Annotated in this window: 16 protein-coding genes and 1 tRNA gene; 6 read left to right on the top strand and 11 right to left on the bottom strand. The window is 63.7% G+C overall.

What is annotated here, in order from left to right:
* Positions 1–158: 158 nt before the first annotated feature.
* From murI to U4Y91_RS33750, 5 genes are all read right to left on the bottom strand, one after another.
* Positions 159–995, bottom strand: coding sequence for a glutamate racemase (gene murI, locus U4Y91_RS33770; protein WP_321808700.1), 837 nt, complete (start codon positions 993–995; stop codon positions 159–161).
* 41 nt (positions 996–1,036) lie between these two features.
* Positions 1,037–1,513 carry a bacterioferritin gene (bfr, locus tag U4Y91_RS33765; RefSeq protein ID WP_006482753.1) on the bottom strand — a complete coding sequence of 159 codons (477 nt, stop codon included), beginning with the start codon at positions 1,511–1,513 and terminating at the stop codon, positions 1,037–1,039.
* A 193-nt stretch (positions 1,514–1,706) separates the two neighbouring features.
* The gene (locus U4Y91_RS33760; protein ID WP_039322317.1) at positions 1,707–3,230 is read right to left on the bottom strand and encodes a fumarate hydratase; all 1,524 of its coding nucleotides are present in this window, start codon (positions 3,228–3,230) and stop codon (positions 1,707–1,709) included.
* A gap of 34 nt (positions 3,231–3,264) precedes the next feature.
* On the bottom strand, positions 3,265–3,870 hold the full coding sequence (locus U4Y91_RS33755; RefSeq protein ID WP_321808699.1) for a TIGR00645 family protein: 606 nt from the start codon (positions 3,868–3,870) through the stop codon (positions 3,265–3,267).
* A 113-nt stretch (positions 3,871–3,983) separates the two neighbouring features.
* On the bottom strand, positions 3,984–4,901 hold the full coding sequence (locus U4Y91_RS33750; RefSeq protein WP_321808698.1) for a DMT family transporter: 918 nt from the start codon (positions 4,899–4,901) through the stop codon (positions 3,984–3,986).
* 328 nt (positions 4,902–5,229) lie between these two features.
* Here U4Y91_RS33750 and acs point away from each other — a divergent pair, with 328 nt between their 5' ends.
* The 3 genes from acs (at position 5,230) to U4Y91_RS33735 (ending at position 9,661) form a co-directional block, all read left to right on the top strand.
* Entirely contained in the window at positions 5,230–7,212 is a 1,983-nt protein-coding gene (acs, locus tag U4Y91_RS33745; protein WP_321808697.1) for an acetate--CoA ligase, read from the top strand.
* Between the two features lie 85 nt (positions 7,213–7,297).
* Entirely contained in the window at positions 7,298–7,642 is a 345-nt protein-coding gene (locus tag U4Y91_RS33740; RefSeq protein WP_321808696.1) for a DUF4212 domain-containing protein, read from the top strand.
* A gap of 3 nt (positions 7,643–7,645) precedes the next feature.
* Positions 7,646–9,661 (top strand): sodium:solute symporter family protein, encoded by a 2,016-nt coding sequence (locus U4Y91_RS33735; RefSeq protein ID WP_321808695.1) that lies wholly within the window; start codon positions 7,646–7,648, stop codon positions 9,659–9,661.
* Positions 9,662–9,813: 152 nt separating this feature from the next.
* On the opposite strand, the gene U4Y91_RS33730 is transcribed toward U4Y91_RS33735, so the two are convergent.
* The 5 genes from U4Y91_RS33730 to U4Y91_RS33710 all read right to left on the bottom strand — a co-directional run bounded on the left by U4Y91_RS33730 (position 9,814) and on the right by U4Y91_RS33710 (position 17,027).
* A complete protein-coding gene (locus tag U4Y91_RS33730) occupies positions 9,814–10,065 on the bottom strand; it encodes a PAAR domain-containing protein (RefSeq protein WP_321808694.1) in 252 nt (83 codons plus the stop codon).
* A gap of 25 nt (positions 10,066–10,090) precedes the next feature.
* Positions 10,091–10,615, bottom strand: a complete 525-nt coding sequence (locus tag U4Y91_RS33725) for a hypothetical protein (protein ID WP_321808693.1) — start codon at positions 10,613–10,615, stop codon at positions 10,091–10,093.
* Positions 10,616–10,620: 5 nt separating this feature from the next.
* Positions 10,621–13,437: a glycoside hydrolase family 104 protein gene (locus U4Y91_RS33720; RefSeq protein WP_321808692.1), complete on the bottom strand. Its 2,817-nt coding sequence runs from the start codon at positions 13,435–13,437 to the stop codon at positions 10,621–10,623.
* Positions 13,438–13,497: 60 nt separating this feature from the next.
* Entirely contained in the window at positions 13,498–16,005 is a 2,508-nt protein-coding gene (locus U4Y91_RS33715; RefSeq protein WP_321808712.1) for a type VI secretion system Vgr family protein, read from the bottom strand.
* Between the two features lie 931 nt (positions 16,006–16,936).
* Positions 16,937–17,027: transfer RNA gene (locus U4Y91_RS33710), tRNA-Ser, on the bottom strand.
* Between the two features lie 330 nt (positions 17,028–17,357).
* Here U4Y91_RS33710 and U4Y91_RS33705 point away from each other — a divergent pair.
* Both U4Y91_RS33705 and U4Y91_RS33700 read left to right on the top strand, forming a co-directional pair.
* Positions 17,358–17,987, top strand: coding sequence for a LysE family translocator (locus tag U4Y91_RS33705; protein ID WP_321808691.1), 630 nt, complete (start codon positions 17,358–17,360; stop codon positions 17,985–17,987).
* Between the two features lie 104 nt (positions 17,988–18,091).
* Positions 18,092–18,727: an HAD family hydrolase gene (locus U4Y91_RS33700; RefSeq protein WP_321808690.1), complete on the top strand. Its 636-nt coding sequence runs from the start codon at positions 18,092–18,094 to the stop codon at positions 18,725–18,727.
* Positions 18,728–18,796: 69 nt separating this feature from the next.
* Here the strand turns inward: U4Y91_RS33700 and U4Y91_RS33695 are convergent, their stop codons facing one another.
* Positions 18,797–19,909 (bottom strand): fatty acid desaturase, encoded by a 1,113-nt coding sequence (locus tag U4Y91_RS33695; RefSeq protein WP_321808689.1) that lies wholly within the window; start codon positions 19,907–19,909, stop codon positions 18,797–18,799.
* Between the two features lie 226 nt (positions 19,910–20,135).
* Between U4Y91_RS33695 and U4Y91_RS33690 the strand changes: the two genes are divergently transcribed.
* Complete coding sequence (locus tag U4Y91_RS33690) at positions 20,136–21,173, top strand: AraC family transcriptional regulator (RefSeq protein ID WP_321808688.1); 1,038 nt, start codon at positions 20,136–20,138, stop codon at positions 21,171–21,173.
* Positions 21,174–21,250 lie beyond the last annotated feature (77 nt).

Here is a 21,250-nt window from a genome sequence, read left to right as displayed (position 1 = left end):
GAGTTGCGATAGCTAACGTTAATGCGAATTATTATCATTAAATTTGCGGGCGTTGACAAGCCTGGGTTCGGCTTTTTTTAAGGTCATCGGACCCTTGAAATGGAGGGTGCGGCGCAGCCGCGGCGGGAGAGGGCGAACCGGCGGTGTGCCGGCCCGCGTCAGACGGTCGCGCAGGCGCGCGCGTTCGGCGAGGAAATGGTGACGGATTCGACCGGCACGTCGAGGCCGAGCAGCGACGACGCGAGTGCGCGCAGTTCCAGGCCGTCGCTCGTCGAGCAGAAGCGCGGCGGCGCGGCACGCGTGCCGGCCGGCGCGCGCAGGCCGCGTTCGTCGAGCACCCGCGTGAGCTGGCGGGCAATGGCATCGCTCGTGTCGACGATCGTCAGGCGGTCGCCGACAAGGTCACGAATCGTTTCCGTGAAGAACGGGTAGTGCGTGCAGCCGAGCACCAGCGTATCGGCGCCGTCGTCGAGCATCGGCTGCAGGTAACGCTCGAGCAACGCACGCAACGCGGGCGAGTTCGTGTCGCCGCGTTCGATCGCTTCGACGAGCCCGTGGCCGGGCTGGCAGATGAAGCGACGGCCCGCGCCGTAACGGTCGAGCAGCGCCTGGAAGCGCGGGCTGTTCAGCGTCGATTGCGTGGCGAGCACGCCTGCGACGCCGGTCGACGAGAGTGCGGCGGCCGGTTTGATGCCCGGCTCGACACCGACGAGCGGTATCGCCAGGCGTTCGCGGATGGACGCGATCGCCCGCGCCGTTGCCGTGTTGCACGCGATGACGAGCGCTTTCGCCCCTTCGCGGGCGAGCCACTCGCCGATGGCCAGCGTACGCTCCGTAATGAACGCCTCGTCGCGCGGACCGTACGGTGCATGGTGCGAATCGGCGACGTAGACGAACGACTCGCCGGGCAGGTGCGCGCGCACGGCGCGCAGCACCGACAGGCCGCCGAGCCCGGAATCGAAGATGCCGACGGGGGCGGCGGGGTGGTTCGTCATCGTCATGCGGAAGGCGAGGTGGCGATCGGGGGGGGGGACGATTACTCGGGCGAACCCATCATCGTCTGCTGGTAGTTCTGCAGGCCGACCTTGCCGATCAGGTCGATCTGCGTTTCCAGCCAGTCGATGTGCTCTTCGGTGTCGTCGAGGATCTTTTCGAAGATCTCGCGCGACACGTAGTCACGCACCGATTCGCAGTAAGCGATCGCTTCCTTGCACGTCGACTGCGAGATCTGCTCGAGCTTCAGGTCGCACTTCAGGATCTCTTCGGTTTCCTCGCCGACCAGCAGCTTGTGCAGATCCTGCAGGTTCGGCAGGCCGTCGAGCATGAACACGCGCTCGATCAGCCAGTCGGCGTGCTTCATTTCGCCGATCGATTCGTCGTATTCGTGCTTGCCGAGCTTGTCGAGGCCCCAGTGCTTGTACATGCGCGCATGCAGGAAGTACTGGTTGATCGCCGTGAGTTCGTTCTTCAGTTGGGCGTTCAGGTATTCGATGACTTTCTTGTCGCCTTGCATGGCTGTTCCTTGTTCAGTGGGGCTTCAGAAACCGAACGATAATCGCTCGAACGGGAAAAGCCAAGCCTCGGAGCCTTGTCGGGCCTGCCTTTTGCCGGGAATGAGAATCAGCCTTGAAGCACCGGCCGCGCACAATAATGAGAATGAGAAGTAAAAAGGCCGGATCGTCGTCCGGCCTTTCGTGCGAGTGCGCTTAAGCGGTTGCGACCGGGATCTTGCCGATCTTCGCCTGCCACTCCTTCGGACCGGTCTGGTGCACCGACGTGCCCGATGAGTCGACGGCCACCGTCACCGGCATGTCCTGCACGTCGAATTCGTAGATTGCTTCCATGCCGAGGTCTTCGAATGCGAGCACCTTCGCGCCGCGGATCGCCTTCGACACGAGGTAAGCGGCACCGCCGACCGCCATCAGGTAGGCCGCCTTGTGCTTCTTGATCGCGTCGATCGCGACCGGGCCGCGTTCGGCCTTGCCGACCATCGAGATCAGGCCCGTCTGGGCGAGCATCGTCTCGGTGAACTTGTCCATCCGCGTGGCCGTCGTCGGACCTGCCGGGCCGACCACTTCGTCACGCACCGGATCGACCGGGCCGACGTAGTAGATCACGCGGTTCGTGAAGTCGACCGGCAGCTTCTCGCCCTTTGCCAGCATGTCGGCGATGCGCTTGTGCGCGGCGTCGCGGCCCGTGAGCATCTTGCCCGACAGCAGCAGCGTCTGGCCCGGCGCCCAGCTCGCGACTTCTTCCGGCGTCAGCGTGTTCAGGTCGACGCGCTTGCTGGTTTCCGTGTTCGGTTCCCACTGGACCTTCGGCCAGGCGTCGAGCGACGGCGCCTCGAGCTTCGCGGGGCCCGAGCCGTCGAGCACGAAGTGCGCGTGACGCGTCGCCGCGCAGTTCGGGATCAGCGCGACCGGCTTCGACGCCGCGTGCGTCGGTGCGGCCATGATCTTCACGTCGAGCACGGTCGCGAGGCCGCCGAGGCCCTGCGCGCCGATGCCGAGCGCGTTGACCTTCTCGTGCAGTTCGACGCGCAGTTCCTCGACCCAGTCCTGCGGGCCGCGCGCGATGATTTCCTGGATGTCGATCGGCTCCATCAGCGATTCCTTCGCCATCAGCATCGCCTTTTCGGCCGTGCCGCCGATGCCGATCCCGAGCATCCCCGGCGGGCACCAGCCCGCGCCCATCGTCGGGACCGTCTTCAGCACCCAGTCGACGATCGAGTCGGACGGGTTCAGCATCACGAACTTCGACTTGTTCTCCGAGCCGCCGCCCTTCGCCGCGACCTGCACGTCGACCTTGTCGCCCGGCACGATCTCGTAGTGGATCACGGCCGGCGTGTTGTCCTTCGTGTTCTTGCGGGCACCTTCCGGCGGATTGACGATCGACGCGCGCAGCACGTTGTCCGGGTGCGTGTAACCGCGGCGCACGCCTTCGTTGATCATGTCGGTGAGGCCCATCGTCGCGCCGTCCCAGCGCACGTCCATGCCGACCTTCACGAAGATCGTGACGATGCCGGTGTCCTGGCAGATCGGACGCTTGCCTTCCGCGCACATGCGGCTGTTCGTGAGGATCTGCGCGATCGCGTCCTTCGCGGCCGGGCTCTCTTCCAGCTCGTACGCGCGGCCGAGGGCCTGGATGTAGTCGAGCGGGTGGTAGTAGCTGATGTACTGCAGCGAATCCGCGATGCTCTGGATCAGGTCTTCCTGTTTGATGACGGTCATGGCTGAGACTCTGTGGGGACTGTGGGGAATACGTTTATGCGTTGACGGCAGGTTCGACCGATTTGCGGGACACGGCCGGCGCCGGCGCATGCGTCTCGTGGAAATGGGCCGGGTGCGTGTGGGTCGTCAGGCGGTCGACCCACGCCATCACGAGCGCCGACACGAGGAACGACACGTGGATGAGCACCTGCCACATGATCGCGTGCGTCGTGTGCTGATCCGGGTTGATGAAGGTCTTCAGCAGGTGGATCGACGAAATGCTGATCAGCGCCATCGACAGCTTGACCTTCAGCACGCCCGCGTTCACGTGGTCGAGCCACTCGGGCTCGTCGGGGTGGCCCTCGATGCCGAGGCGCGACACGAACGTCTCGTAGCCGCCGACGATCACCATGATCAGCAGGTTCGAAATCATCACGACGTCGATCAGGCCGAGCACCGCGAGCATCACGCTGATCTCGTCGAGGGCGGTCGCGTGCGACAGCAGGTGCCAGACTTCCTTCAGGAACAGGAATACATAGACGGCCTGCGCGACGATCAGGCCCAGATAAAGCGGAACCTGGAGCCAGCGGCTCATGAAGATCAGCGCGGGCAGCGGGCGCAGGGGACGACGGGTGGAGCCGGGCGAATGCGGGGCAGACATGATGGTGGTGCGGGCGCTGTGCGCAGGTATCGGGGGTAATCTTGAAAAGGCGCGCTATTGTAACGCGTCGGCCGGCGCGACTGCAGCGACGCGCCGGCGCTGCCGGGGACGGATCAGGACGCGGCGGCCGGCACGCGCTTCACGCGCAGGCTCGCGAGCACGATGCCGGTGACGACGCACGCGAGCGCGATGCCGTGCGCGAGCGTCGGGCGTTCGCCGAGGAACGCGATGCCGTACGCGGCGGCGGCGACCGGCAGCACCGCGCTGAACACGCCGGCGAGACTGCCCGGCACGTGCCGGATGCCCTTCATCCACAGCCAGAACGAGAAGATGCTGGCCGACAGCCCGTACCAGACGACGAGCGCCCATGTACCGGCCGGCACGCTCGCGTAATCGAAATGCCACAGCGCCGTCGCGCCGAGCGGCAGCATCAGGCACAGGCCGAACAGGTGCGTGTATGCGCAGATGTCGATCGGCGCGAGCGTCTGCGTGAGCCGGCGCGACAGGATCACGTAGATCGATTCGCAGCACACGGCACCGAGGATCAGCAGGTTGCCGGTCAGCGAGCCGGACGACGTGCCGCCGGCGCCGTGCGCGGACGTGCTGCCTGCGCTGCCGTTGGCGAGGTTGATCGTCACGACGCCGGCGATCGCGAGCGCGATCGACACGAGCGCACGGCCGTTCGGTTTTTCCCGCAGGATCAGCCAGGCGAACAGCGCGACGATGGCCGGGATCGTGCTCGTGATTACGCCGGCCGCGACCGCGCTCGTGCGCTGCACGCCGTTGAGCATCAGCAGCGTAAACATGAAGGTGCCGAAGAATGCCTGCAGGAACAGGTTCAGCCATTCCGCGCGCCGGACCGCGCGCATCTTCACCGAACTGAACAGCGGCCACAGCACGGCGATCGCGATCACGAAGCGCAGCGTGGCGAGGATGGCGACCGGGACGAAGACGACGATGGATTTACCGATACCGACGTTGCTGCCGACGAACAGCATCGACAGGATGAGGAAGAGGGCGTAGCGATTCAAGCTGGAGTCCGGGGGGCGAGTTCAGTTAGGATTGTAGGGTCGCGTTTGTAACAGCGTAAAGCCGGCTGTCATGCAGCCGACCGCAAGGCGGCGCTGGCGTACGAAACGGCGATGCCGCGTAAGTGACGGGTAAGTTCGAGCGCTTATCGTGGATATCGCCGGGCCATACGTCCATCGTCGCATGACGTGGTGCGGCGCAGCATCGTGCGCAGCCTCCGGGCCGCGCGCGGGTGGGTGGGAGACAGCGGCGCACATGCGCCGGCCAAGACGCGCGGCGCGCACGATCGCGCCGCCATGCAGAGGATTCATGTTCACCAAGGGGTTGTCGATGTCTGCGATTGAATCGGTTCTTCACGAAACCCGTCAGTTTGCGCCGCCCGCGGCGCTCGAGAAGGCGGCCAACATCTCCGGCATGCCGGCCTACCGCGCGCTGGCCGCCGAGGCCGAGCAGGATTACGAAGGCTTCTGGGCGCGTCTCGCGCGCGAGGGCCTCAGCTGGCACAAGCCGTTCACGAAGGTGCTCGACGAGAGCGACGCGCCGTTCTACAAATGGTTCGACGACGGCGAGCTCAACGCGTCGTACAACTGCCTCGACCGCCACGTCGAAGCCGGCAACGGCGAGCGTGTCGCGGTGATCTTCGAGGCCGACGACGGCACCGTCACGCGCGTCACCTATGCCGAGCTGCTGGCACGCGTGTCGCGCTTCGCCAATGCGCTGAAGAAACGCGGGATCGGCAAGGGCGATCGCGTCATCATCTATATTCCGATGTCGATCGAAGGCATCATCGCGATGCAGGCCTGCGCGCGCATCGGCGCCACGCACTCGGTCGTGTTCGGCGGCTTCTCCGCGAAATCGCTCAACGAGCGGCTCGTCGACGTCGGCGCGGTTGCGCTCATCACCGCCGACGAGCAGGCACGCGGCGGCAAGACGCTGCCGCTCAAGAGCATCGCCGACGAAGCGCTCGCGATGGGCGGCTGCGAAGCGGTCAAGAGCGTGATCGTCTATCGCCGCACCGGCGGCAAGATCGACTGGCATGCCGAACGCGACCTGTGGATGCACGAGATCGCCGACGGCGAGTCCGACACCTGCGCGCCGGAATGGGTCGGCGCCGAGCATCCGCTGTTCATCCTGTATACGTCGGGCTCGACCGGCAAGCCGAAGGGCGTGCAGCACAGCACCGGCGGCTACCTGCTGTGGGCCGCGCAGACGATGAAGTGGACCTTCGACTGGAAGCCCGCCGACGTGTTCTGGTGCACGGCCGACATCGGCTGGGTCACGGGCCACACGTACATCACGTACGGCCCGCTCGCGTGCGGCGGCACGCAGGTCGTGTTCGAGGGCGTGCCGACGTATCCGGACGCCGGCCGCTTCTGGAAGATGATCGGCGATCACAAGGTCACGGTGTTCTACACCGCGCCGACCGCGATCCGTTCGCTGATCAAGGCCGCCGAGGCCGACGACAAGGTCCATCCGAAGAGCTACGACCTGTCGAGCCTGCGCATCATCGGCACGGTCGGCGAGCCGATCAATCCGGAAGCGTGGATGTGGTACCACAAGCACGTCGGCCAGGAGCGCTGCCCGATCGTCGATACGTGGTGGCAGACCGAAACCGGCGGCCACATGATCACGCCGCTGCCGGGCGCGACGCCGACGGTGCCGGGTTCGTGCACGCTGCCGCTGCCGGGCATCATGGCCGCGGTGGTCGACGAAACCGGCCAGGACGTGCCGAACGGGCAAGGCGGGATTCTCGTCGTCAAGCGTCCGTGGCCGGCGATGATCCGCACGATCTGGGGCGATCCGGAGCGCTTCAGGAAGAGTTATTACCCGGAAGAACTCGGCGGCACGCTCTATCTCGCCGGCGACGGTACGGTGCGCGACAAGGACACCGGCTACTTCACGATCATGGGCCGCATCGACGACGTGCTGAACGTGTCGGGCCACCGGCTCGGCACGATGGAGATCGAGTCGGCGCTGGTCTCGCACGAGCTGGTTGCGGAAGCGGCGGTGGTCGGCCGCCCGGACGACACGACCGGCGAGGCGGTGGTCGCGTTCGTGGTGCTGAAGCGCTCGCGTCCGGAGGGCGAGGAAGCGGCGGCGCTCGCGAAGGCGCTGCGCGACTGGGTCGGCAAGCAGATCGGGCCGATCGCGAAACCGAAGGACATCCGCTTCGGCGACAACCTGCCGAAGACGCGCTCGGGCAAGATCATGCGGCGCCTGTTGCGCTCGCTCGCGAAGGGCGAGGCGATCACGCAGGACACGTCCACGCTCGAGAACCCGGCGATCCTCGAGCAGCTCGCCGAAGTGCGCTGATCGCGCCTGTTGCGCACGTTGCGCGCACGGGCCCCTGCGCGGCAATCCCGATTGCCCGCGCAGGGGCTTTTTGCTAAATAACGGCATGACCGTTCCGCACCGTCCGGCGCCTGTCGCGCCGCCGCCCGTTCCCGAGCCGCTCGCGCGTGCCCATGCGCGCTATTGGCGCTTCAACGTCGCATTGATCCTGGTGCTGATGGCAATCGGCTTCTCGGTGTCGTTCGTCGTGCCGTTCTTCGCGCCCGCGCTCGCGGGCATTCGCTTCGCCGGTTTCAGCCTGCCGTTCTATGTCGGCGCGCAGGGCGCGATTCTCGTGTATCTCGTGCTGATCGTCGTCTACATCGGCTTGATGCAACGCGCGGACCGCATGCTGCGGCGCGCGTACGACGAACATGCCGCGCACGCGGGCAATGCGCACCATGCTCGCTGATCCATGCTGACGCATCGACTGATTCGCGCGTACGCGCTTTACACACTCGGCTTTCTCGGGTTCGTGCTGCTGCTGTGGCGGATCGAGCGCGCGACCGGCTCCGGCGTGTGGATCGGCTATGTGTTCCTGTTCGTGCCGATTGCCGTGTATGCGGTGATCGGGCTGCTGTCGCGCACGTCCGATCTCGTCGAATACTACGTGGCCGGGCGGCGCGTGCCATCCGCGTTCAACGGGATGGCGACGGCGGCCGACTGGCTGTCGGCGGCGTCGTTCATCGGCCTTGCCGGCTCGCTCTACGCAACCGGCTACGATGCGCTCGCGTACGTGATGGGGTGGACCGGCGGGTTCTGCCTCGTTGCGTTCCTGCTTGCGCCGTACGTGCGCAAGCTCGCGCGCTATACGATTCCCGATTTTCTCGGCACGCGTTTTTCGAGCACCGCCGTGCGCGCGCTCGCGGCCGGCGCGGCGATCCTGTGCTCATTCGTCTATCTGGTCGCGCAGATCCAGGGGATCGGGCTGATCGCGACGCGCTTCATCGGCGTCGATTTCGCGATCGGGATCTTCTGCGGGCTCGCGGGCATTCTCGTGTGTTCGTTTCTCGGCGGAATGCGCGCGGTCACGTGGACGCAGGTCGCGCAGTACATCATCCTGATCAGCGCGATCCTGATCCCCGTGTCGTTGATCGCGATGAAGAACGGGCTCGGGCCGGTGCCGCAGTTCAATTACGGCAAGCTGATGGAACGCGTGGCGGCGCGCGAGGCGCAGCTGCGCGACGCGGCCGAGGAGCAGCAGGTGCGAGATGCGTATCGCCGGCAGGCGGCAGCCGTGCAGGCGCAGCTCGATCGCTTGCCCGCATCGTTTGCGGACGCACGCCGGCAACTCGTCGACCAGCTCGCGGACCTGCGGCGCCACAACGGGCCGCTGCGCGAGATCAACCAGCGCGAGCGCGAGCTGGCGGACTTTCCGCGCGACCCGACGGCGGCGCGCGTGACCTGGACCCAGGCGCGCGACGACCTGCTGGCACGCGCCGAGCCGCCCGTGCCGATGCACGAGCCGTTTCCCGCAGCGAACGACGACGACCGCAAGCCGCGCGAGCGGAATTTCCTTGCGCTGTTGCTGTGCCTGTCGCTCGGCACCGCGAGCCTGCCGCACATCCTCACGCGCTACAACACGACGACGTCGGTCGCATCCGCGCGGCGCTCGGTCGGCTGGACGCTGTTCTTCATCGCGCTGTTCTACCTGAGCGTGCCGGTGCTCGCGGTGATGATCAAGTACGAGATTCTGACCAACCTCGTCGGGCGGCCGACCGCTGAATTGCCCGCGTGGGTCACGCAGTGGCATCACTTCGAGCCGGACCTGATCAGCGTCGTCGAGGTGGTTCGCGACGGCATCGTGCACTGGTCCGAGATCCAGATGCAGCCGGACATGGTCGTGCTCGCCGCGCCGGAGATCGCGGGGTTGCCGTATGTCGTGTCGGGGCTGATCGCGGCCGGTGCGCTGGCTGCTGCGCTGTCGACCGCGGACGGGTTGCTGCTGACGATCGCGAATGCGTTGTCGCACGATGTCTATTACTGCATGGTCGCGCCGGATGCGTCGAGCCAGCGGCGCGTGACGATCTCGAAGGTCTTGCTGCTCGGTGTCGCGCTGTTCGCGTCGTATGTCGCGTCGCTCAATACCGGGAAGATCCTGTTTCTGGTCGGGGCGGCGTTTTCGCTCGCGGCGTCGAGCTTCTTTCCGGTGCTCGTGCTTGGGGTGTTCTGGAAACGCACGACGACGCGCGGTGCGATCGCCGGGATGGTGACGGGGCTCGCGGTCTGTGTGTACTACATCGTGTCGACTTATCCGTACTTCACGCAGTTGACAGGGTTTGCGGGGCCGACGTGGTTCGGGATCGAGCCGATCAGTTCAGGCGTGTTCGGCGTGCCGGCGGGGTTCGCGGTGGCGATCGCGGTGAGTCTGGTTGATCGGCAGCCGGATGAGTATACGCGGGCGTTGGTGGATTACATTCGGCATCCGTGAGGGGGCGGGGCGTCTCGGTGCACCGACAGAGAGGCCGCTTGATTTCCGGGGAATTCAAGCGGCTTCATGTTTTTGCCTGCGATCGAAAACAAGCAACGCAGAGATCCAGCGATGATCGCTTCACATCGTGCGAACAACACTTGTCGAGCCGGTCAAGTGAGACTCGAAATCAGGTGACAGCCGCACGTCGCGCGATGGCCGTGCCGTGCAATCGGTATTCCGTCGTCCGTCATCGATGGATCGCCTTCCTCGATGATGTTGGGCGACACGTCGGGATGCTGCGGGCACGATACGCGGTCGCCCTTGCGGGCGACGTAGCGACCGTCAAAGCGCATTCTCGTGGAACCTGTTTCGACCTTGCCACCGTGGTCCGTCCCGTCTCCGACGCGGATTAAATCGATCATGGTGAAATCTCAAGGGTCGGGTAATTCAATTATTGCAGTGTGTAGTATTTTTTAATGTTGGCGAGATTTTTCCTGAGTTGTTGAGTTCAAATTCTTTCTGTCTGCATTCTTCGTTGCGTCCGGGGGAGGCAGGAATGTGATATTTTGCAATGAGCAGTCGACTGCTCGCCACACTTATCAATTCAGTAAAATAGCGCCTCCCATCTCGCGTCCGGGTTGGTGTGTCTCCCCCTGATGAAAACATGTCCAGATAATTGTAGTCTTTTCCAGTGGTCAGGTCAGATAGGGAGTAGTAAATGCACTCAGTTCCGCAACTATGCCTTCCTATGAAATACTTCCCTGCAAAATTGATGTGGGGGGTATCGACCAATTTTCCCTCGTCATCGCGCCAGCCATCGTCAGTTTTATTGTAATAATCTGGTATTTTTAGTTCTCCATTGTATATTGGGGCGCTGTAATTGGAAAATTCGCTGGAAAGAGTCTCGGGCTGCGCGGTGGTCGCCATCCCCAGGAGGATGGCTGTCATGACTATAGAGATTTTGTGTTTCATTGTCTTCACTTGATCAAGTCGTCTAGTCCACCAATTGGAACGACTAATTCTGTTTGCCCCGCGAGCTCTTCATCAACGAACTTCTGGAAGTGTGCTCGCACAGATTTCATTGTAACTCCCCCTTGATCATATTTGTCGCCGGGGAGACTCGCCCATTCTAGATTGCATTGATATTTGTATATTGCACTGTCTAGATCTCCGTTCTTTACGACATCAAGCGCACGTCGTTTAAACTTGAGCAGGGCGACACAGTACCTGTCTTGAGAGACAGGGGAGAAATCTGTGATGCGCGCCATTTTTCGGTACGCCTTGCTGTCGTTGCCATCCCAGTTATATCCCATAACTTGATATGCTCCTGCGGCAGAGGAGGTAACGCTTCGCCCACGGATCAATCTGGTTATCATTATGCGGGGGTGATCGTCAAATGTGCGCCCATAATCCTTGATAAAGGATTGCCCCCCAAATAGCCGTTCATAACTATCCAGTCCACGAGTACCTTCTCCAACACGGATCATCCGAAGGAACGCTCTGACTCGCGCTTCTTCCAAAGTGATAGTCCCTCCAGCGCTGGCCATAAAGTTTCCAACCAAACCAATCGGATGAAAATGCCACGGATTCGGCTCCTTCGGGAACCCCTCCACACTGGTGACCTGCTCCCACCACTGCAATTTTCCGATCCGCTCGATTTCGGTCTTCCACAGCCATAACAGCTTCTTCATGAGCGGAGACAACGCCTCCCACTTGCCCAGGCCGCCGCCCCATTCGCTCTCGCCCCGTACGACGAGGTGGGAGAGGGCTTCCGCCGTCCACGGGGTTTCCTGCGCGTGCTTCAGTTCCTGGGCGGTCACTTTCCCGTCGTGGTTCGCGTCGATCGCTTTTTCGAGTTTCGCGATGAGCGGGCTGCTATTGACCGTCGCTGCGCTCGTCTCGAATTCGGTCTTGTCTTCGTCGACCAGGAACTGCTCGGCGACGTAGATGTAACGCTTGAGCATGTCGAGCGGCTTGATGCTGCTGTTGTCGATCAGCTCGAAGCCCGGCCAGTCCCACGGCCCGCACATGCGCACGAGCGGATGATCTTGTTCGCACACCCATCCGTCACGCGTGCCGCCGTCCCTGGTGCCGATCGTCACGTAATACCAGCGACGCCCTTTGTCGTCCTGCGCGATGTTCTTGTCCAGATCGACGGTGCGGAACACGGCGCGGAAATCCGCTCCCGGGCCCTTTGCATCGGAAAAGTTCAGCGGGAAGTCCTTCCAGGCGGGCACGATCGTAGTGAGGATCGTATTGGCGAGGCTTCCGTCGACCCATACAGGCGTACCGATGTCGTTGAAAACCGGCTTCGTGCGGCGACTGCCATGTCCGGGGGCGGCCGTTTTCGGTTGCACCTTCACCCACTTGCCCTTTGCGTCGGCGGCGAGCGGTACGAGCTTGGTGCCGGGTTGCAGCTTGTGAGCGGGCTCCGGCAAATGGGTAACCAGCTGCGCTCCAGGCGAGATTTCCAGGAACGCTTTGGACGCCGGCAGATACTTTGCGCGATCACGGCTCTTCTGGATGAACGATTCGAGCTCCGGGCCTGCGAATACTTCGAGGTGCAGCAGCGACCGGTTCGGTTTCGGCGGCAGCAGCTTTGCATCCGGATAGCGCAGATAGTGGCCGAGCCGGCCGATCACGTCGCCGGCCTTCACCCTGTACGGTTGCTTCAGCACGACGACCACGTCTAGCGGCTTCGGGTCGACGATCGGATCGAGTTCCCCGAGGAAGATGTATCCGTACGGCGCGTGCGGCGACGCCGGCGCGCCGACGACCGCCGCGGCCGGCGTGCCCGACTTGATCGACTTGATTTTCGCCCAGCCTGGTTTCGCTTGTGCCCGCTCGTCAGTGTCCGATATGGTCAATTCCGACCCCCGCGGCAGAATGCCGATGATCTTGCCGTTCGGAAGATCGCGGATGCGGATGCCCGTGATCGGGGGCGGAAGCGGCGTTGCATCCTTGTCGCTTTCTTCCGGTTCCGGCAGTTTCTTGAAATCGCTCTGGATGAATTCCCCGAGCACGTCGCGGTTGATCGTGTCGCGCAGTGACGGTACCGGCACTTTCGGCCGCGGTGCGTTCTGCTTGTCGTTTGCCTTGTTGCCGACGACATAGTAGCGATCGCCCTCCCAATACGGCATCGGTTCGATGCTCGGCCCGGACCCGCCGACCGGTGCGACTTTCGCCTGTTCTGCCGCAGACCGGTATGTGTTCCAGTCCATCGTATGCATGTACAGGCTGAAGAACGTCAGCGTTTCATCCGGTGCCGGCTTGCTCGCAGTCGCGTTCTTGGTCGCCGACGGAACTGGCGGCGTGGGCCCGGTCGATGATGTCGTCGGCTGCGTTGAGGAATCCTTTGCCGCGTTCGCCTTCGGCGGTTGGGGCGCAGGTGGCAACTGCAATCGATGACGGATCAGCACGAACCCCGTCGAATACAACGCGTGTCGGCCGTCCTGATAGCGCTGCTCCGGATACTTGCTGTCCAGCCGGTACGCGACGACGTCGCCATCGGCGATCGCGCGGATGCCGTCGCCTTGCCTCAATCGCGCCGCCGTGTTCTGGTCGAAGTGGATGCCGCCGTGCCACATGCCGTTCGCGCCCAACGGATAGAACCCGTCCTCGGCGGCTGCCAACGCCTTCATATAGGTCATCGGGTTGGCCGGGTCATCCTTGCCGACCGGCGTGAACGGAAAAGCCCAGTTCAGCGGTGTGTAAGGTGATCCCGCACTTGTGCTCGGGGGAGACGCCGGCTGGGCCGACGCGCTGGGCTTCGGGGTAGGGTGGCTATTGCTCATGTTTCCCGGAATCTCTCGGTTCTCGTTTTTCTTGCTGCTCGGGTGGTGGGCGGCCTGGCGTCAACCGGAGAAGAGTGAGCCGCGGCCGCCATCGGTCGACACCGGCGTTGTCTGCAACGGATCGCGAATCGTTCCGCTCGCACCACCCGGTTTGTCCCAGCTTCCGCATTTTTCGAGGATCTGCCCGGTCGTCACGTTCTCGATCAGCCCACCCTTGATGCGGATATACGAGCCACCCGCGCCGATCCACACTTCCTCCGCGGCCGTCAGGATCAGACGTCCGTCCGCACTTTCGATCTTCACGTCTTGCAGGCCGACCAGTGAAACGGGGCCGCTCTGCGCCTGAATGTCTACCGGCCCTTTTGCGGCGAAAATCTTGATGCCGAGGTTCTGCGCGAACAGGCTGATCTTGTCGAGCACACTGGCCAGCAACGCTTTGCCGGCCGCCAGGTTGATGTTCTTGCCTGCCACGACGTTCGCGTGCCGGTTTGCCGTGACATGCACCGATTGCTGCGTCGACGCGGCGATCCCTTCAGGACTCGATAGCAGCATCACCGGCTTCGCAAAACCATTCGCGTTGCCGGTGCCGCCGCCGGCTGTGCGGCCACCGCCGGTCGCGCCAGCGACCGTGCGCTGCGTTGCGTCTGTGAACGACTTCAGCGAGGTCTGGCCGTCGTGCAGGCTTTCGGCGCGGTTCGTTTCGCTGGCCTTCGACGCGGCTTCGAACACGGCTTCCGCGCCGGCGAGCGGCTCGGTTGCGGCCGTTACGTTCAGCGGCTGCGCGGTGGCCGGCTGCGTAGACACATACAGGCCTTGCTCGGCGCGCACCGCGCCGTATGCGCCGGATTTCAGGTCGAACCCGTTGCCAAGGAACGTGCCGCGCGTGTTGTCGCTCTGCTCGATCAGATAGCCCAAATGCAGGTGAGAGCTGTAGCTCGACGAGTAAAGGTGGACCCGGTTCTGACCACTCGAGTCATCCATGACGAGCTGGTTGAAACCGTCGCCACCATATTCGCGAGAGCGGAAGCCGGACAGCAGGCCGTGCGTATGCCATACCGGCATCGTTGCGCCTCCATGCAATCGCGAGATGATGACCGGCCGGTCGCAATCGCCATTCACGAAGCCCAGGAGCACCTGATCATCTTTGCGCAACGGAAAATAGCCGCCACGCCTTGCGCCTGCGTCCGGCATCGCCGCCCGGATCCACGACGTCGACTTCGTATTGCGATTGTTCCGGCTGTTCGATGTCCTGACCCGCACACGGTTGCCGTCGTCCGTGACGATTTCCTCGTCGCTGTCGGTTACCACGATCGCCGTCTGCAAGTGCATCTCCGGCTTCTGATGCTCGAACGGGCTGCGAAACGGTGTCTTGCGGCGCTGCGCTTCGATCTCGACGTGAAAAAATCCGACGCCGCCATCGCGGTGGCTCACGGTCGTACCGGCCCCGGCGGACTGGACCTGTTCGATTTCGCTGCGCAGACTGCGCGGGAATCGCGTGAGCGCATCCATTCCCGGCACGTTGTTCTGAATCAGCCAGTCGCTCGCGATGATCGACAACTCGCGCTCGTCCGCTGGCAGCGCATCGAAGAGAGGATGCCCGGATACCCTGAACCAGTAGCCGGGCAGCGCGTAGCGCGGACTGCCGATCGCGAAATAGCGCTTCGCACGTGAAGCCCATTCCTCGGTTCGAATACGGGCCTGTTGTTGTCCAACATCGGATTTGGCCCAAGTCTGCGAGCCGGTATAGAGATAGTCTTCACCCTGACCCGGCAAATCATCCAGATCCGCCGCCGGCGTGCTGACCTGTTTGTCGAGGTCCGGCCGCTTGTAGTCGACCGTTCCGAGCGTGAGTGTCGCGCTCTGGACGTCCTGCTGTTCGCTCAACTGGGTGAGCCCATCGAAATCCTCGTCGGTACCCGCGTGGCTGAACTTCATCTCCGCATTCGGCAGCGAAGGCCCGAAATACAGGTCGTCCATCATGACGAGCTTGTGCGACTTGCCGTCCTGCGCAAAATCGAAGCGCGGAAACACACCGACTTCCTCCAGGCTCCGATGCACGAAATTCCAGTCGGTTTCCCACTGCACGCGATGCGAATATGAGCGCATCGCCGTGCGCAGTTCCTGACCATGGTTGCCGGAAGCTTGCGGATGCTTGTCGAATACGTCGGTGAGAATCTGCCAGCCGCTGGCTTCCTGCCAGTCGCGCCGATCGCTGCCGAGTTTCAAAAAGCTCAACCAGGAGGAGAACTGGAGCTGGAAATACGAGACGGTCCCATCGTTTCCGAGGCGACAGGCGCGTTGCACGTAGCCGTGGATCGGCAGATAGCTGCCGTCCGGCTGGCGAATCCAGAGCGTGACAGGTTGCTGCATCAGGGCGTTGAGCTTGATTTTGTCGCCCATGACGGACGATGCGTCGACGGTTACCTCGAAATTGCGCCCGAGCCGTGCGTTGATCTTGACGTACAGCGGCACGAGCCAGTCGTCGCCGAGCGGCGTGTCAAGTTTGATGATGCGATCGAACTGCGCGTAGCCGCCGCGCAGCACCTTCAGCAAGACTTTCCCGCCCATTCGGTCACCCCGTTTCATGGAAAACGCGCCCGACCATCACCGAATATTTAAACATCGGAGCTGCGTAATTGCGGTAACTTTATCTTTCGGAATAAACGGCGATATATTTGAGGTGTTCTATTTAAATGAGTGCAGCACCCGGAAAATGAGAGATGAAGAACGCTGCGCGTGATTGCGTAAGCGATCATACCGAAGTCGGTTCGGCACGATAACTGTGTGGCAACGATCTTTAAAGGTTTTCTCAAGGCTGCTGCTGGAATCTTTTTGAGAAGATTCGATTCATATCGAGGTACGTCTGGTTTTTAATAAGAAAACTACTACTGTACGAAACTTCGGGTCAGTGTTTTTCGGTGTGTATACTATGTTTTGCTGATTCGATTAGTACACGTCTGCAAGCTTCATCCGGCTGCCAACGATCCCGTGATAAGTGAATACTCAGAACCAACGAAGCTCACAAATCGTCACGTAAACCGTGAGGGTGATTGAAATTCAAGCGACCCATCGTGGTGATGCGCGAGCTGTTGCTTTCGATCGGGACGAAATTGAAGGGGCAGTTTGGTAGAGCGACGCCATTCACCGATTACCCGGGAACATATATGGCGAATCTATCGGTCGGCTAGACGAATAAGCTGAATGCTATGTAACCCGATGGTTACGGACAGCACGTCATTGAAGCGGCGGGCAATCGGCAACAACATGCCGTTGGTCTGATACGCCGCGACGAAAACGTCGATGTCGGGTCGACGCGCTAACGCCGCGAAGGCGTGCCGGCGCGACAGGCGGTGAGGAACATCCGCGCGGCGACTGGGCCATTGCCACGACCAGTCGCGGAAGCGGGGAAGAGGGCGGCCAACGCGACTTGATTCCACGTCGCATGTCGCAAAAAAGCCCCGCAAAATCGATCGATCTTGCGAGGCCTTTTCATTGATTCTGGCGGAGAGAGGGGGATTCGAACCCCCGATAGGCGATTAACCTATACACGCTTTCCAGGCGTGCGACTTAAACCACTCATCCATCTCTCCGGAAGAATGAGAGTATAGCAAACTCTGGCGGCCTCCCGCCACTCCCTTTGGTGAGCCGCTGAAATCGGCCGGGAAGCCGCCCCCCGCGGCTCGCCCGGCGATCCTGCGTCGTCTCGCTCGCGGCCGCCACGGAAGGGCGGCGAGGTTCCGCGGTCGGGCGTCACGTCAACACACGGCTGCACGACCGGCGAGCGGGCGGCGCGGCAATCGTGCGATCATCGACCGTCCCGTCCCGGCCGCAGGGCCGGCGCATCGAACGACGCGGCCTGCATGACCGGGGCGTTGCACGCGTTTCGTTTCCTCGATCACTTTCATCACGCACCCCCGCTCATGACGATCTCCGCACTGCTCGCATTTGCCCTGATCCTGTCCGTCGGCGTCGCGACGCCCGGCCCGACGGTGTTGCTCGCGATGAGCAACGGTTCGCGCTACGGACTGCGTCACGCGATGGTCGGCATGCTCGGCGCGGTGACGGCCGACGTCGTGCTGGTCGCGCTGGTCGGGTTCGGTCTCGGCGTCATTCTCGAGGCATCCGAAACCGCGTTCGTGACGCTGAAGCTGCTCGGCGCCGCGTGGCTCGCCTATGTCGGCATCCGTATGCTGATGTCGAGCGGCGGTTCCACCGCCGCGCAGGCGCCGGATCTTGCGATGCCCGATCGCCGCACCGCGTTTCTGAAGAGCTTCTTCGTCGCGATGAGCAACCCGAAGTACTACCTGTTCATGTCCGCGCTGCTGCCGCAGTTCGTCGACCGGTCGCATGCGGTCGCGCCGCAATACGCGATCCTCGCGGCGACGATCGTCGCGATCGACGTGATCGGGATGACCGGCTACGCGCTGCTCGGCGTGCATTCGGTGCGGATGTGGAAAGCGGCCGGGGAGAGGTGGCTGAACCGGGTCAGCGGGTCGTTGCTGCTGATGCTCGCGGGGTATGTCGCGTTGTATCGGAAGAGCGCGAACTGACGCGATCGCGTATCGAGCCGTGCCGCCAGTCGCGCCGGTGCCCGCACGCACGGCGGCCCGAGTCTGCTATCTTCCCGGGCATCTCACCGCTTTCCCGCCTCTCCATGACCGACCGCATCGTCGCCGCATTCGATTTCGACGGCACCATCACGACCACCGACAGCTTCCGTCATTTCGTCCGCTACGCGGTCGGCACGCCGCGTTTCGCATGGGCCGGGCTGCGCGCGCTGCCGTGGATCGTCGCGATGAAGGCGGGCCTCTTGTCGCGCGGCGACGCGAAGGCGAAGTTCGCATGGTTTGCGTTCGGGCCGATCCGCGAGGACGCGCTCGACGCGCTCGCGCGCCGCTTCGTCGATGGTTATCTGCCGACCCTCGTGCGTCCGGACATGCTGGAACGGGTGCGCGAGCATCAGGCGCGCGGGCATGAAGTCGTGCTGGTCAGCGCGTCGCCGTCGCTGTATCTGGAGAAGTGGGCGAAGACGGTCGGCATCGGCACGGTGCTCGCGACGCGCCTCGCGTTCGAGCGCGGCACGTTTGCCGGGCGGCTGAACGGCGAGAACTGCTGGGGCCCGCAGAAGGTCGTGCGCTTGCGCGGCTGGTGGGGAAATCAGCCGCCCGCGAAGTTGTTCGCGTACGGCGACAGCCGCGGCGACAAGGAAATGGCCGAACTCGCGAACCGGGCATGGATCCGCGGGCAGGGACCGATGCCGGCGATCGGCGCTGACGGACTGACCAGCTGACCGACTGACCAGCTGACCGACTGACCGACTGACGGGACCCGCGCGGCGAGCCGCGCCGCCTGCCCGCCGTTACGCGTCGGCCCGCTGCACGCCGCGCGCACCGCGAATCGGACGATACGCGCCCCAGCGATTGGCTCGCCTGAACGTGCCGACGTCGTTGAACCGCACGCCGACTTCACGCAGCGCCGCATGCGCGGTGCGCGCGGTCAACTGCCGGATGTAGAACGGATCGCGCACCACGAAGTGATGGATCGCGTGCGTGCTGCCGAAGTTGAAGCAGAACAGTTGGAACGGCAGCATCCACCACGGGTTGAGCACCTGGGTCTGCTGGATCACGTTGCGCGAATCGATGTCGCCGAAGTAATGCATGTTCGAGCTGACGAAGTTGATGCAGAAGCTGCGCACGAAGTTCGGCCCGAGCCACACGACCGCGAGGAAATCGACGACGCTCATCACGCGCTCGACGACGGCCGGCACGGTCACCGCATAGCCGAACGCATGCAGCGCGAACAGGCCGGCGTGATACACGATGAACGCGTGCCACAGCGCGTAGTACGCGTGACCGACCGGCATGTAGGACGACACCTGCTCGACGCGCAATTGCGCGCGTTCGGCCGCATCCTGCACCGGCTGCGCGGCCACGTACTGCTTGACCTTGCGGCGCATCGCATCCGGCCGCAGCACGACGGCGAGCATGCCGTCCGCGATCATCAGCAGCCGCTTCACGCCCCAGCGTTCGCCGTTGGTGATGCCGAATTCCTCGAGATCCGATTCGCCGCCCGATACCTTGTGGTGATGCAGGTGCATGCGCCGGCGCGTCCACGGGTTGATCGTGCCCGGCCGCGTGAACCAGCACAGCGCCATCATCAGGTGATAGGCCCACGGTGTCTTCTTGAAGTACATCAGGTGGATCAGGTCGTGCTCGAGTTCGTGGATCAACGACGTGACGAACGCGGCGAGCGGCAACGCGACGTACCACGCGATCGCGCCGCGCGCATACAGCCACGCGATCGCGAGCATCGCGCCCACCGACACGGCCATCACGGTCGCGCCGACGAGGTTCTGGTTGTCGAGCAGCGGGAAGCGCGCGCGGATCGCATCGCTCGCGGCGTTGACCTCGCGGCGGACATGCGCGACCTTGTCGGCGTCGTGGCGAAAGACGGTTCGTGCGGGTTGGCTCATCGACCGGAATCCGTGCGGAAAGAGTGGGGCGCAATGCCGATGTGACAAGCATAGGCGCGCCCCGGAGCGCACGCGAGGGCCGCCGGTGCCAATGATGGTGTCATTTCGGGTCACGGTGGCCGGTGCACGGGCGTGCGAGGCCGCGTCGGGCGGCTAGAATGCCGCCGCGGTGTCATTGCGGGCCAGCGGCGCTACAATCCGCCGAAACCGCTCCGGAGTTCGCCGCATGGCCCTGTCCGCCCCGGATGCCGCGCGCCAGCTGAACAAGGCGACGGTATCGTCCGCGTATGCGCTGTTCATGCTGATGCTCGCCGAGGAGCGCGGCATCGATGGCGGCCGGATTCTCGCCGGCTCGGGCGTCGAGCGCGAGCGGCTCGCGCAGCCCGACGCGCGCATCACGCCGCTGCAGCAGGCGGCGATCGTGTTCAACCTGCTCGAGGCGACGGACGATCCGTCGATCGCGATCGAGATCGGCCTGCGCAGCAGCCTCACGAAATCCGGGCTGATCGGCTTCGGGCTGATGAGTTGCGCAACGCTCGGCGAGGCGATCGCGCTCGGCATCCGCTACCTGCCGACGCGCGTGCCGTTCTTTTCGGTGCGGCTCGCTGAGCTCGACGGGATCGTCGACATCGACGTGCTCGAGGCGTTTCCGCTCGGCCGGCTGCGCCAGTTCGCGGTGGAGAACTTCCTGGTCGAGACGGCGATCCTGTTCAACTCGCTGCTCGATCCCGCGCCGGGGCGCACGCTGCAGTCGCGAGCGGAGCTGCATTTCGAATGGCCCGAGCCGGCGTGGTTCGAGCGCTATCGCGCGCGGCTGCCGCGCTGTCATTTCGGCGCGAGCGCGAACCGCATCCGCTGCGACGCCGCGCTGCTCGACGAGCCGATCGGCACCGCGAACGCGCAGACCGCGCAGATGATCGTCCAGCAATGCGAGGCCGAACTCGCGCGGCTCGGCTATGCGGAAAGCATCGTCGAGCGCGTGCGCAACCTGCTGATCTGCGGCGACACCGGTTATCCGTCGGTGGACGAGGTCGCGCGCGAACTGCATGTGTCGGCGCGCACGCTCAAACGCAAGCTCGCGGAATTCGGCGCGACCTATTCGGCGCTGCTCGACGAGATCCGGTTGCGCGATGCGCTCCGGTTGCTCGAGGGCACGCGCCTGCCGGTCGACGAGATCGCGGCGCGGGTCGGCTATACCGACCGCGCGAATTTCACGCGTGCGTTCAAGCGCTGGACCGGCGTCGCGCCGAGCGAGCGGCGCTGACGGCGCGCCGGGCGGCGCGGGCCGCTGCCGGTCGTGCGCCCGGCGTCGATGAAGCGATCGTTGGATCCATCGGTCGA

The sequence above is a fragment of the Burkholderia sp. BCC1993 genome (assembly GCF_905339865.1).
GTDB lineage: Bacteria > Pseudomonadota > Gammaproteobacteria > Burkholderiales > Burkholderiaceae > Burkholderia.
Note: the sequence above shows the minus strand (reverse complement) of the source record. Positions and strands in the feature narration are given on the sequence as shown.